At 30.1% G+C, this 14817-nt stretch carries 11 protein-coding genes and 1 pseudogene; 3 read left to right on the top strand and 9 right to left on the bottom strand.

Annotated features, from left to right (window positions below; genetic code table 11):
* Nucleotides 1–92 precede the first annotated feature (92 nt).
* The 3 genes from JF53_RS16155 (at nucleotide 93) to JF53_RS16145 (ending at nucleotide 2675) form a co-directional block, all read left to right on the top strand.
* Nucleotides 93–1037 (top strand): glycosyltransferase family 2 protein, encoded by a 945-nt coding sequence (locus JF53_RS16155; RefSeq protein WP_047982593.1) that lies wholly within the window; start codon nucleotides 93–95, stop codon nucleotides 1035–1037.
* Between the two features lie 5 nt (nucleotides 1038–1042).
* Nucleotides 1043–1441 carry a GtrA family protein gene (locus tag JF53_RS16150; RefSeq protein ID WP_047982592.1) on the top strand — a complete coding sequence of 133 codons (399 nt, stop codon included), beginning with the start codon at nucleotides 1043–1045 and terminating at the stop codon, nucleotides 1439–1441.
* A gap of 214 nt (nucleotides 1442–1655) precedes the next feature.
* Nucleotides 1656–2675 (top strand): acyltransferase family protein, encoded by a 1020-nt coding sequence (locus JF53_RS16145; RefSeq protein WP_047982591.1) that lies wholly within the window; start codon nucleotides 1656–1658, stop codon nucleotides 2673–2675.
* Between the two features lie 291 nt (nucleotides 2676–2966).
* Here JF53_RS16145 and JF53_RS18095 read toward each other — a convergent pair.
* The 9 genes and pseudogenes from JF53_RS18095 to JF53_RS16105 form a co-directional block, all read right to left on the bottom strand.
* Nucleotides 2967–3280: pseudogene (locus JF53_RS18095) on the bottom strand (IS256 family transposase); the annotation flags it as partial.
* 106 nt (nucleotides 3281–3386) lie between these two features.
* Nucleotides 3387–4262 (bottom strand): UTP--glucose-1-phosphate uridylyltransferase GalU, encoded by an 876-nt coding sequence (gene galU, locus JF53_RS16140; RefSeq protein WP_047982590.1) that lies wholly within the window; start codon nucleotides 4260–4262, stop codon nucleotides 3387–3389.
* A gap of 140 nt (nucleotides 4263–4402) precedes the next feature.
* Nucleotides 4403–5833, bottom strand: coding sequence for a glycosyltransferase family 39 protein (locus JF53_RS16135; RefSeq protein ID WP_053072045.1), 1431 nt, complete (start codon nucleotides 5831–5833; stop codon nucleotides 4403–4405).
* 202 nt (nucleotides 5834–6035) lie between these two features.
* A complete protein-coding gene (locus JF53_RS16130) occupies nucleotides 6036–8915 on the bottom strand; it encodes a glucosaminidase domain-containing protein (protein ID WP_053072040.1) in 2880 nt (959 codons plus the stop codon).
* Between the two features lie 130 nt (nucleotides 8916–9045).
* A complete protein-coding gene (tagH, locus tag JF53_RS16125; RefSeq protein WP_064965391.1) occupies nucleotides 9046–9954 on the bottom strand; it encodes a teichoic acids export ABC transporter ATP-binding subunit TagH in 909 nt (302 codons plus the stop codon).
* Nucleotides 9955–9975: 21 nt separating this feature from the next.
* Nucleotides 9976–10800: an ABC transporter permease gene (locus tag JF53_RS16120; protein WP_047982589.1), complete on the bottom strand. Its 825-nt coding sequence runs from the start codon at nucleotides 10798–10800 to the stop codon at nucleotides 9976–9978.
* Between the two features lie 26 nt (nucleotides 10801–10826).
* Complete coding sequence (locus JF53_RS16115; protein WP_047982588.1) at nucleotides 10827–12083, bottom strand: nucleotide sugar dehydrogenase; 1257 nt, start codon at nucleotides 12081–12083, stop codon at nucleotides 10827–10829.
* A gap of 29 nt (nucleotides 12084–12112) precedes the next feature.
* On the bottom strand, nucleotides 12113–13393 hold the full coding sequence (locus tag JF53_RS16110; RefSeq protein ID WP_047982587.1) for a glycosyltransferase: 1281 nt from the start codon (nucleotides 13391–13393) through the stop codon (nucleotides 12113–12115).
* Between the two features lie 10 nt (nucleotides 13394–13403).
* Nucleotides 13404–14603 carry a glycosyltransferase family 4 protein gene (locus JF53_RS16105; protein ID WP_047982586.1) on the bottom strand — a complete coding sequence of 400 codons (1200 nt, stop codon included), beginning with the start codon at nucleotides 14601–14603 and terminating at the stop codon, nucleotides 13404–13406.
* Between the last annotated feature and the right edge of the window lie 214 nt (nucleotides 14604–14817).

Genomic DNA, 14817 nt, shown 5'->3' with positions numbered 1-14817 from the left:
TTAAATACAAATATTCTACACTAATGTGTAGAATATTTGTTTAAAGGCAAAAATGATAAGTGCATATTACAGTATTAGATTGGAGTAGTATAATGAAAACTATAACATTATTGATTCCTGCATATAACGAAGAAGAAGTACTCTACAAATTATACGATAGATTGCTTACAGTTATGGAAAAGGTGAAAAATTACGGTTTTGAAGTACTTTTTGTAAATGATGGAAGTAATGATAATACTTTATCCATTATTAAAGAGATGAGAAATAAAGATAATAGGGTTTCGTATATAGATCTGTCTAGAAATTTCGGAAAGGAAACTGCCATGATTGCAGGTTTTGATTATGCCAATGGAGATGCAGTTGTAATTATAGATGCAGACCTTCAGGATCCTCCAGAATTGATTCCTGAAATGATTAAATATTGGGAACAAGGATATGATGATGTCTATGCAAAACGTAGAAGTAGAGAAGGAGAAACAAAGTTAAAGAAACTAACAGCTTCTCTCTTTTACAAGATACTTCAAAAAACAACAAGAATTCCTGTACAAAAAAACACAGGTGATTTTCGTTTACTAGATCGAAGAGCTATTAAAGCTCTTAGAAAATTTCGAGAATATGAAAGATATACCAAAGGTATGTATAGTTGGATAGGATATAACAAAAAGGAAATTCTTTTCGATCGTGATCCAAGAGCGGCTGGGAAAACAAAATGGAATTACTTTAAATTAGCAGACTTAGCAATTAACGGGATTACTTCATTTACTACTGCACCTTTAAGGTTTTCTGCGTTGTTAGGTGCAATTATCTCCCTATCTGCATTCTTTTACATGATATTTGTAATCTTTAAAACTGTTATTTATGGTGCTGATGTAAGTGGATACCCTTCCCTCATGACAGTGATTTTATTCTTAGGTGGTATACAACTTTTTTCTTTAGGAATAATTGGTGAATACTTAGGTAAAGTCTTTAGTGAAACTAAGAATCGCCCGCTTTATTTTATAGATGAATACAATGATAATAAAGTTAGAAACGAGTAAACATAATGCGTAATTTTATTTCACGAGAATTGTTTTGGTATATAGTAATGGGGATCCTAACTACTTTAATTAATTTTGTTACGTTCTATTTATTATTATATTGGTGGAAATTTGATTTTAAAATTGCTACTAGTATAGCATGGATAGTTTCTGTTCTATTTGCTTATATTACAAATAAAATAATAGTATTTAAAAGCAAAACATTTAATTTCGGGGGGATGTTAAAAGAATTATTATCATTTTATAGCTTTAGACTTTTATCGTATTTTATTGATATTGGTCTAATGATAGTGTTAATAAATTATTTACATATGAATGAAAGCTATTCAAAAATATTAGTTAACATATTAATAATTGTAATAAATTACATTATAAGTAAGGTATATATTTTTAAAAGAGTATAAATATTTTATTATTAGGTATTGTAATAATGATTCTCTAAAAGAAATAATCTCGAAATTATGTTACATAAGAATTTTTAAATTTAGAACCTAATGTAAGGCTCAAATTATTTTTTAGAGATAATTGGAGCCACTTACAGTTATTATCAATTTACAATATGGCTCATAGTTAAACGAAGACTAGAAAGTCGGATTTCTAATCAAAAGGTGGTATTTAATGAAAGAAGTAGATATCAAAAGAGATGCAAAAATTGATGTATTACGTGGTATCGCTATTGTTTCTATAATTTTTGCACATAGTGGACCCAATGGGATTATATTTCAATTAAGAAATTTTGATGTTACTCTTATGGTAGTAATTATGGGGATATCTTTCTATTTAAGCAATCGTAAAAAAGAAATCAAATATTTTAATTATCTTAGAAAAAGATTTAAACGTTTAATAATTCCTACATGGAAATTCTTAACACTATTTTTCGTTACCTTTTACGGGATATCACTATTTTTCCAGCATGACTACTATTTTGACAAAGGTCAAATTGTAAATTCTTATACAACTTTATCCGGCATAGGTTACGTGTGGATAATGTGGGTTTTTTTCTTCGTAGCTATAGTTAGTCCATTACTTCTATATGTAAGCCGCAAAATAGAAGATAATAAAAAATATTTTATTCTATTAATTGGTTTTTATATATTTTATGTTGTTTTACTGAAAATCCATGGGTATTTTCCGGATAATATACAAATATATTTTGATCATTTCATCCTTCAGGGTGTTGGTTATTCAATAATCGCTGCATTTGGCATAAGATTGAAATTACTCAATAAAAGTGAATTATTATTCTATTTTATTCTTTTTATTGTAATATTTTCATTCCTATTGTTTAAGAATGATTTTACCCAGACACAGGTATTTAAATATCCTCCAACCTTATATTATTTTTCATATGGTTTAATGGTAACTTTATTATTTTATGTTTTACTCGATATATCCTTTATCAAAAAATTATTCGTTAATAAGTTTAACTCATTCTTATCACGGAAATCTATTTGGTTGTACTTTTGGCATCTTATCCCACTTTTCATTTTGAAATTGTTTGGTTCCAATATGCAATTTATCAATTATAATTTTGTGACCAGATTTATTTTCCTTTTTTTAATAGCACTTTTACTAGCATTTATTCAGGAGTTTATTGAAATGAAAATACCTAAACGGAAAAGCAAATCAATATCTTAATATTTTTTATATTGCTTAAATTAAATTTTGCCCAAGAAACAGTTTAAAGTAAGGGCATTGAGTTTTATTAGTTCCACTTTCATGGTCATAATTCAAATTTTGAAATTTATCGGGTTTGTCAAAAAGGTGCGCAGATCCTAAAACATACTCAAAGATATTTGGGAACACTATCCTTTATTCAGTCATCTATTAATAGCTGGTTCATGGTTAAAGATTAGTTTTAAATATGACCGCCTTCTCATTTCTTTTCCAATTCTATAGCAAGTAAGTAAAAACCTTAAGCAGAGCATTCTCTGAACCTAGTTCATGAGACACAGAAAAGTCGTAAATGTCTTCAATGGTAGATGATTTATCTCATTGGGGCATGTCCCTCGCATAAATGGCAATAACGTTGTCCTCTATTTTAGAAACATCCTTTTACGTTTCGGGATGATCATCTTGGTGCGTCAATTTCTACTTCTCAGCACTAGTATTTAATATTATAGGGCCAAGTAGTCGTCTAGTGCTTTTTGCATGTCTTGTAAGGACTCTGTTTTGTATTGTATTTGTTCTATAATCCTATTAGCTAACAGTACTGATTTTGGATCAAGCATAGAATTTACCATTAGAAACACCTCCCCCATTTATAATAATGATACTTTAACAATAATAAAACTGCTAAGTAAGAGAGCCTACGGCTCTCTTACTTAGCAGTTTATATCCACTCTCAATTTATCTTATAACAAGATCTCGCAATGCTATTTCTTTAATATATCGTCTAACTTCTTCTTGTATTTCTGGGTTATTTAGAGCAAAATCTATTGTAGTTTTTACAAAACCTAGTTTCTCACCCACATCAAAATGTTTACCCTGAAATTCGTAAGCGTAGACATCAGAATTTTCCAAATACTTCGCTATTGCATCAGTTAGTTGAATCTCTCCACCTGATCCTTTTTCAAACCTCTCCAGATGATTAAATATTTCTGGAGTTAGTATATATCTTCCCATAATAGCTAATTTTGAAGGAGCTGTACCTTTTTTAGGCTTTTCAATTAAAGAATTTAATTTGTAAGTATTACCATTTTTAGTTCCTGGATCTACTATACCATACCTCTCGGTCTCATTTTCACCAACACTTTTAACTCCTAAAATAGGTGATTGAAATGTTTCATATTGCTGAATCAATTGTTTCAAAGCTGGTATCTTTGCTTGTACAATATCATCTCCAAGTAAAACCCCGAAAGGTTCATCACCAATAAATTTACGCGCACACCATATTGCATGTCCTAAACCTAAAGGTTCTTTTTGTCGAATATAATGTATATCTAGGCTTGATGAGGATTTGATTTTTTCTAATAACTCATATTTTTCCTTTTTTATAAGATTATCTTCTAATTCATGATTATAATCAAAATGGTCTTCAATTGCTCTCTTACCTTTACCAGTTACAATAATTATATCTTCGATACCCGATTCAATCGCTTCTTCAATAATATATTGTATAGTTGGTTTATCAACAATTGGCAACATTTCTTTTGGCATTGCTTTTGTTGCTGGTAAGAATCTTGTTCCTAATCCCGCTGCAGGAATTACTGCTTTTTTAATCATTTACTTACACCTCTTATGTTTAATCGAAAAATTTGAAAATATGTTTATGCACTATCCAAAACAGTAGTTTACACTATCACAATTAGATTACTAGTAATGTACTTTGAGTTTGTTAACGATTCTAGGGAATCGTTTATCTTTTATTCCTTCTTTAACATTCTTGCTATAAATTGATATGAGATAAAGACTCCATAGCCAACTAAGACAAAGAAAATTGGCATAATATCATAACGATATCTAGTTTGAATCTCTATAATTAAATGAATAAGGAAATACCCACCCAATAATATTAATAATAACCAAGGAGAGTAGATTTCTTTCCTTTTTACTAATGAAATTACACTTATAAAAGCAAAAATAATTAGTAGTAAATAGTTAATTCTTTCATATTTATCCACTACTTCTTTCAATTCGAGTTTGTTAATATTGACTAAACTCCAATGACTTGCAGTATCTACTCCACCCCAAAAATATTGAAATTTAGTATTCAATAAACTAAAGAGTTCGGTTTTGTCACTAATTCTCTCTTTAATCATTTCAATCTCTACTCTGTTTCTTTCTTCTCCCATTTCAAATTGCTGTACATATTCACTATCAATTTTATTCCACATACCATTTTTTTCATGATTAAGTCCTACAACAAATTTCCAATAAGGGTCTTGATTAGATAAAGGCTTTTCTGAAACCCCTGCAGAAATTAGGGCATAACTTGCTATATTTTGTACAAGTAAATAAATAACAATAACTCCAACTAATTTTGAAGCATATTTTATTATTGTTTTCTTTTTTATTGGTAACATCTTATAGACTACTATATAAACTATTAAACCGAGCAAAAAGAAACTACCCAATGGTCTTATAATGTTTCCTAACCCAAATAGTAGACCAATAAGAATCCAACTATAATTATCCTTTAAACAATATTTAACAATAAAATATATACCTAAAAAATATAAAAATGTGGACAAATGTTGATTGGTTAATACCGATCCTAACACTACATTAGGTAAGTAGATAATATATAGAAAGGATGCAATTCTGCCGCTTTCTTCATTAAACATTTTAGATGTTATAAGATATATTATAATTCCTATACCTATATTAAAAAAGATATTGAATAACTTTAAAATTAGTAATTGATCTCCGAAAACGTTTAATATAAACGATTGATAAAAAGTAAACCCAAGTTGGTATACCCATCTACCAAAATACTCATTCATCCCGAAAGAAAAATCACCGTTAATTGCATTTATTGCTGCGTTATACATAACTATAAAATCTGAAACAGGTTGGGTATTTATTTTTCCAATCCACATAAGCCTTATTATAAACCCTAGTGCAATCAGAAAAAAAAGAAAGAATTTCCTTGATAAATACTTATTTATTAAATATGAAGCAGCTAAAACAAAAATTATAGATAATAAAAAAGTAATTACTAATATAGATTTATTTTCAAATAACGGTAAAGTATAAATCATTGAGGTTACAAAAATCAAACAAAAAAATAACAAACCAAAAACTATTAATGAATTAGTTAAGAACCAACTAATTTTATTTGTTTTAAAAACCACTTAGAATGTATCCCTTCCATAACATAATTATATCTACCCAAACATAAAGCACTATTAAATAATATCATATATATTTTTTATAGCATATATCCATATTTTAACAAAAAAATAGTTTGTATACTTTCCAAAAAACCCTATTTATCAAATAAAACTAAGATCTATTTTTTATTTGAAATAGGGTTTTATTATTATATATTATTTACTATTGATACTTAGGAACTTTTAGATATAAATTATACACTTCTAGTAGACTGTATAAATTATATATTCGTGTAACTTGTTTAGTTGCCCATCCAATGTCAGTGGCATATTGATGAATATCAGGAATTTCTCCTGACAAATATCTAGGATTCCATTTCATATCATATAAAGTATTTTGTCTGTAATAATCATTCCTTATATACCCCGAGCTAATAAATTCCGCCCCACCAACTACTGCTTTATCAACGGTTGTCCAACCAGCATTATAGGCATATTCTGCCCCACATAATAGTGCGCAATTATCATATGCACCAATGCCAAAGAGGTTATAAACAACTGAATCAGGTCTTTCAGAAGCCTTTGCGATTCTTATCTTAGTTTTACCATTCTCAATTACAGGATTTCCTTTTTCATCCTTCAAAATTATTACTCCGACACCTGATGCTAACTGTGAAGTACCATTACCCGTTTCTAACAAAGCATGAGATATCAAATAAACTTCATTTATTCCAACTGATTTTGCAGAATTACTAAAGATAGAAGCTTTACCTTCTAGGACTCCTCTTCCTTTCAAAAGTTTTTCTAGTTCAGTAATACTTGTATTAGTAAACTTATCTAATTCTAAAAATTGGTATTTTTGAATCTCATTCCCTATAAAATTGTTCGGATCCATATAATAAGTTACTAAATCCTTATCAGCATTAACAAATTGAGCGTATGGATCTAAAGGATTTTCAATCTTATACCACTGATTATCCATAGAACTTATACCCACCACATTTACTTTGGTATTAACTGATAATAATCCATATGAATTGCCATTTGGAATATCTCTAACATGCAGCGAAGTAGCTGTTACTTTCCCTTCAAAAGGAAAGGTACCACTATAACCATCAATCCAATCTTTATGAACATAGGCATATTCATAATGAGTTGTTTGTGGTCTAAACGCCATTTGTTTTTCTACAGCTGCTGCTAAACTTATATTATAATTTCTATATTCAACACTATTCTGTGAGAATCCTGAATAGTAAACATAACCTACTCTTCCTCCAACCAGAACTTGGTACCAACTACCTACTTGTTTCACTATTGGGTACACAGTACCCTTGGAAATTCTTGCGAAAATTTCCATTCCATTACTTTCATCCCTTATGACTAAGTCATCTTGTGCAATATAATTATTGTTTGAATTTATTAATCCGGGATTAAAATTTGTCACTGACCTTGCACTATCAGGAATAGTAGAGTCCATCCAGACATAACCAGAACTATTACCAAAATTAATTATATGCCAGTTCCCTTTCGATCCTGTTCTTAAATATGCTTGGTCTTCGACTAAATATCCTACTTTTTCTAAAATACCATTGATATTATGATATATCGGAACATTATTTGTTAAAACTTTAAAAGATCTATCTGATTCTTTAAAACCCATTTGTACAGAGCTTTTATATACATAACCTACTCTATCACCAAATAATACCCTTAACCAATTACCAGTGTCATCGACCACCGGATATTTTACACCTTCTGATATTACTCCAAATGGCTCTAAAGTATTACTCGTATTATCGTAAACTATTAAATTACCTTTAGTAATAAAAGTAAGTTTACTATTTTGATAATCTTTGTTTAAATTTTTAATTTCTTGACCTGTACTAGCAATAGTAAATTCTTTCCATACAAATCCTTCTATGGAACCGAATTGTATTTTATGCCAATTTCCACTATCTCCTGTTATTTTATACTCTTGACCTTTCTTTAGTTCCCCAGCTTTCACTCGCGGACTAACACTATAATCATATACTGGTACATTATCATCAGCGACCTTGAAAAAGCCTGTTGTATCAAAATCTAATACAACATCAACATTACTTTTATATATATATCCAATCCGATCTCCAAATAATATTTGTAACCAGTTCCCCGTGTCTGCTACTATTGGGTACTTAACGTTATTCGAAATAACTGCAAAAGCTTCTAGACCTCCATTCGAATTATCATAAACTATTACATTACCTTTTGTAATCACATTATGATTACTACTTTGAAATTCATGGTTTAAATTTTTTATTTCTTGACCTGTACTTGGAATAGTAGATTCTTTCCATACAAATCCTTCTATGGAACCGAATTGTATTTTATGCCAATTTCCACTATCTCCTGTTATTTTATACTCTTGACCTTTCTTTAGTTCCCCAACTTTCACTCGCGGACTAACACTATAATCATATACTGGTACACTCTCATCAGTGACCTTGAAAAAGCCCGCGGAGTAAGTAATAGTATTAATCGATAATGTTTTTTGCTCCTCAGATGTCTTATTTTCTAGCGGATATTCTACTGATTCTTCTATCTTTCTATTAACTTCTGAATCTTTATTAATTGTTTCAAGAATACCCAATGTATATTTTATGTTTCCAATTAAGATAAAATCGTCGCCGTCTGAAGTATATACAGTAGTTTCAAAGCTTTGAAGCATCTTAACCTTGTTTACATTCACAACACTTTGCAATTCATAGGTTGTTGGTTCTATAATTGTAATTGCTTCCTCTATATTTATTTCTTCTACATTTACTTCTTCGAAATCAGGAATATATTCAATACTACTAGTATCCACCAATTTTAAATTTTTTTTAGGAATTACAATATCAGTTCTATCGAAATTAACTGTTACTTGCTGAGAAACTGCGTCAAATTCCCCATACAATAACGTTCCTGTTTCAAACAGTAAATTATTATAAGTAAATGGAGTGGTAGTTTCATAAAGTTCCATTTTACTGTCTGAATTTTCGTCTAAGGTTTCAGCATTAATAGTAATATTAATAAAGATCAAGGTATTTAGTATTACCATTAAACTAATCATTATTTTTTTCAAAGATTCTACTCCCCCTGTTTTCTAATGATATATCATTATTACTAGAAATAGTATAGTAAAGTATACGCTTTTATTATAGCACAACTCTTTTATCTAAAAATAAATAAGTTGTAATCAGTTGTTAAATAAATTAACTGATTACAACTAAATATGCAAAGACAATAACCAACAAGAATATTATAATACTAATAGTAGAATCTAGCCACCTTAATTTAGAACCTTTTTTAATGATTTTTTCTACTTTTTCAACTATTCTTATTTGTTCATTTAACATTTGTTTTTTATATTCTTTTTTTTCTTTATTACTAATACTATTAAACCACTTTACGAATTCTTGATATTTATTAATTATTTCAGATGCTTCACCATATTCCTTAATGGTACCGTAATGCATCCATATAATTTTGTCACAAAAGTCCCTCATTTGACTAGCTGAATGACTAATAAAAAATATCGTTTTTCCTTGTTCTTTAAATTCATTCATTTTGTCCAAACACTTTTTAGTAAATGTGGAATCTCCCACTGAAAGCGCCTCATCCACTACTAGTATATCAGGATCTATATGGACAGATATGGCAAAACCTAATCTAGATTTCATACCACTTGAATAGTCCTTTACAGGCTGATTAATAAAATTTCCAATATCAGCGAAATCTACAATAGCAGGAGTAATTTCCTTTATTTCTTTTTTTGATAACCCATGCATCATGCATTTTAGTTCAATATTTTCATGTCCTGTTAAACTTCCATTTAACCCAGCTGAAATGGCGATTAATGATACTTCACCATTCACAAGGACATCTCCACTACTTGGTTGAATCACACCACTTAAAATATTTGAAACAGTTGATTTTCCAGACCCATTTAAACCAACAAGCCCAATAGTTAGTCCTTGTTCAACTTCAAAAGATACATCCTTTAATGCAAAAAATTCTTTTCCCCCGCCATAACTCTTAGAGAACAAATTTAGTATCTTATCTGATTTCTTTTTATAAAGTTGAAATTTCTTAGAAACATTTTTAAATACCACTTTTGGCATATATTTTTACTCCTTACTAGATTACAAATAATCCATAAAATCCTTACGAAATCTAATATGAATTTTAGATCCAAAATATAATAAAGCTATTATTACAGACCAAAAATATAGAGTATATATTCCATCCTCAAAGAACCATCCTCTACCGAGGATTGAATCTCTAAAACCTTCTATAATATAGAATATTGGATTTAATTTCAGTATATTTTGTATAGTCGGGCCAATAGTTTCAAATGTCTCAGTAATCATGTCAGTATTCCATAAAATTGGAGATACGTAAAGTAACATTCTCATTACCGATTGTAATGCAGTTTGATAATCTCTCACTAAAGTTGCTATTGTTGAACTTAATAATGAAAAAGCAAATAAGAAAATGAATAAACAAAATAAGTAATAAACTAGCTGAAAATAATAGATAGAAAAGGGAACTCCGTATAAAAGTAAAATTATAAATAACACAGCTAACATCACAAAAAATTGGATACTATTACCCACAATCCTTATTGTAGGTAATATACTTACTGGGAAGTTCATCTTTGAAACTAGTCCAACTCTTTGATAAACACTATTAGACCCCTGAATTATAGACGGACTAATATAAAACCAAGGAATTAACCCTATAACTAACCATAGGAAGAAGGGAGTTCCATCTACCGGAGCTCCTCCTCTTATCGTTCCAAAAACGAACCAATATATTCCAATCTGTATTACTGGATTAAGTATTTGCCATAGAGAACCCAGATAATGAATTTGATATTGCCCTTTATTTTCAAAGAGGGCCATCCTAATGATTAAATCTCTAAATTCTATCTGTTCCTTTAACACCTTAATTACTGTTTTAAACATATAAAGTTGCTTCCTTTGTTTTAAAATTAGACGAATTTGTATAAGTTTCCATAATTAATATAATTTATTCCCTCAGCATACTCTTTTACTATATTTTTCGTATCAAAGACTTGCTTTATATTCATTTTCTCATAAGATACGCTAGTTAGTTCTTTAAACTCATTATGATCACTTAAGACTAAAACCAAATCTGATCCTGTTAGCGCCTTTTCTAAGTCACTTTCTACAAAGCTTAGTTTAACATGTGGGTCATAAGCTACAACTTCATATTCTGAACGTTTGTTTAATGCTTCATAAATATCCATAGCAGGACTTTCTCTAATATCATCAACATTTCCTTTATACGTTAATCCAAATACAGTAACTTTCTTACCATTATATTTAGATAATAACTTATCAACATTTTCAATGACATACTCAGGCATTGATTTGTTCACTTGTCGAGATAAGCTAATAATTTTTGCTTGTTCTGGTGCTTTAGCAATAATGAAATAAGGATCAACCGCTAAACAATGTCCACCAACACCTGGTCCAGGTGTATGTAAATTAACACGAGGGTGTTTGTTAGCCATCTCAATAACTTCTAATGCATTGATATTTAACTCGTTACATACTTTTGTTAATTCATTTGCCAATGCAATGTTAACATCACGGAAGGTATTTTCCATAAGTTTAGACATCTCAGCTGTACGAGCATCAGTTTTAATTAGCTCTCCTTTTACAAAAGTAGCATAGACCTCAGCACCTTTATCGGTACAAGTTGGTGTAACTCCACCCACAATTCGATTATTATGAATTAGCTCGTGCATAATTTGTCCTGGAAGTACACGTTCTGGACAATGTACTAGGAATATGTCTTCTCCGATTGTAAAGCCTGCTTTTTCTAATAAAGGCTTAACATGATCATCCATCGTTCTAGGTGCAATAGTTGACTCTACAATAACAACATTCCCTTTTTCTAAGTAAGGAATAACATTTTTAGTTGCTTGCAATACGTAAGATAAATCACAAGACATGTATTCATCATCATTATTTGGAGTAGGTACAGCAATAATGAAAGTATCCGCTTTTTCTGGTTCAAGAGAGGCTTTAAATTTACCCTTTTTGATTGCTTTTTCAAGCGCTTCTTGTAACCCAGGTTCTTCTATATGAATTTGACCACTATTTAGCATATCTACCGCTTCTTTTTTTACATCTACCCCAACTACATCTACATCATAATTCGCAAACATAATTGATGTGGGAAGCCCAATATATCCTAGTCCAACAGTACATAGTTTCATTACTAAATTCCTTCTTTCTTGGTGATTATTTAATAGTTACGATAAACATCTAATAGATTAGATTGTTCTCTCTCCCAATTATACTTCTTTCGTGCTGTTTTGCAATTAGCACTGTATTTTTCACGCAAATCAGGATTGTCTATCAAGTAATTTACTCCTCTAGCTATATCTGATGGTTCATGAGGGTCGACTATAACCCCTACTTCTCCATCTTCCACAGCTCTTTTAATTTCTGGGAAATTACAAGCTACAACGGGTACTTCATTCATCATGTATTCAAATAATTTATTAGATGAAGCAGACCAATGATTAAAGTTAATATTATTCAACACTTGAAATCCTAAATAAGCATTTTTAGTGTATTTAGGTAAATCACGAACTGGTACCTTAGGAATAAAGCGAATTTTTTCTTCTAGATTTCTTTCTTGAACCATATGTTGTAGCTTATCTTTGATTTTCCCATCGCCAATAAAAACTAGTGTTCCTTCTTTAAACTGCGGAAACGCTTCTATGAGTTTTTCTAAACCTCTTCCCGCTTGAATTCCACCTTGATATAGGAGAATTTTTTCATCAATAGGAAGTCCTAACATTTTATTCAAATCGACTTTTTCATCAGTCTGCTGTATTTCAAGTGAAGGATAATTGTGCAAAACATGTGGGTAAAACCCATAAAGTTCTTCATTGTATTTTGCTCTAGTGTCATTCTCCACGATCATACTATCCATTCTTTTGATAAAGAAATTCTCGAAGCGCTTATACCAAGCACTATCATACCCTGTTCTACTAGTTTGCACCTCATGTGAATCATATATTAGAGGTTTTTTCTTAAACCGCCATTTGGCACTGATATAACCTTGTGGCATTGTATTTAAATCATTTGAATGGTATATATCATAATTACCTCGATGACCTTTTACTATCATGCGAAGGATGAGCGCACCTCTTATCCAAATAACCCGAACCTTGGTTTTTAACAATAAGCCCGCTAAAATAGTTAATCCAATAGTTAACCAAGGCATAAAGTATACTAATATACCCCATATTGCTAAAAAGGGAATTATTGGCCATTTTTTCCCAATTATAAAACGATATAACGACTGAAGCAGTAGTAAAGTCGTTGGATACCGTTGCATTCTATATACCCTAAAGTGTTCATTCACTTCTTCATATTTCGATATGGTTGGATCATTTGGATCATCTATACAGATTAATTCTACATCATATCCATTTTGAGATAAGGTTGTGCATTCTCTTAACACTCTTGCATCGTTCGTAAAATGATTCCACACGAACATTCCTACTCGTTTCATTAGTTTTCCCTCATTTATCTATGATTCCAATTAGTTTGGATATATTGGTTTCCCATAAAAACTCTTGCTGTATTACCTTCTCACAGTTATCCGATAACTCTTCTAGTTTTTTATTATCCTGCTTTAGCTCCATTATTTTATGAATCATTTTAGCAATGTCTCGTGATTCATATGCATAACCAACTTTATTGTGGTTAATAAGGTCTGCAGCAGTACCTTCCACACCTGCAATAACAGGTGTGCTACAGGTAATATAATCTATAATTTTTCCCGGGAGCACAGTTGAAAAAACGTCTTCATCATTCAAGAAAGCAATCGCTATATTACTTTCCCTAATTAAATCTAAACTCTTTTTTCGAGTTGCCGGATTAAAAATTCTTACATTAGATAAATTCTCTGTTTCAATGAAATTAACCAACTCTGCAACCTTAATTCCATATCCAATTACGTTAAATCGAATATTATGTTCATGAAGAGATTTTGCTATAGCCTTCAGTCTTCCAATATCTTGAGCTAATCCTATGTTTCCTGTATAAACTACACTAAATTCTGAACTGAATTCTCTATGTTTTGTTAATTCACTTTCCCTTGGTCCATTCGGTATATATACTATAGTTTTTTCATCATGTCCTAATTTTTCAGTTATATGTTTTTCAAAGCCCTTACTATTTATAACAATAGCATCCGCCTTCTGATACATTTTCTTTTCTAAAAAACGAAAGAAACGAATCGTTAAATGAGAGTCAAAAGCTTTAACCCCCAACAAACTATCTGGCCACAAGTCACGAACCTCTAGGATAATTTTGGAATTAGTTAAAAACCTTCCTATAAATGCTGAAAATACAATAAAAATCGGTGGTGTACTTACTAATATATAATCAATCTTTTCTTTTCTCAGCTTCCAAAGAGTTATAATGAATCGAACCATTATTTCTAAGTAAAAAAACAATCTGCTAAATATACTATTCGAATACTTTTTATTTTTAATTGGTACTCGAATAATCTTTTTTGTTTCCTTATTTAACTCCTCATCATCCCAAAATTCCTTGCTTTTATATAGATTTTTATTTGGATATGAAGGTTCTATGGTTAATACTTTTGTTTCAATATTATTTTCGTTTAATAATTGAAAGATGTTTTTCATCCTATTGCCAGCACTACCGATTACAGGATAAAAATTCTGTGTCATGATTAATACTTTCTTTGTCATTTTTGATTCCCCTAAAAAGGATAAGTGATCAGTCTGTAACACATTTTATCACAAATGTTTATTCTAGAATAATTAATATACTTTTACAAGACTTTACATTTATGTAATAAAACAATTCTACCCGTGTTAATGTAGAAAACACGGGTTCAACTCGAAATTTCGACCAAATTTGATTTTACGTTATTTACTACGTAGAATTATAGCGAAGTAATGA

The organism is Ornithinibacillus contaminans (assembly GCF_001038425.2).
Lineage (GTDB): Bacteria > Bacillota > Bacilli > Bacillales > Amphibacillaceae > Ornithinibacillus > Ornithinibacillus contaminans.
This window is presented reverse-complemented; position numbering and strand designations above follow the sequence as displayed.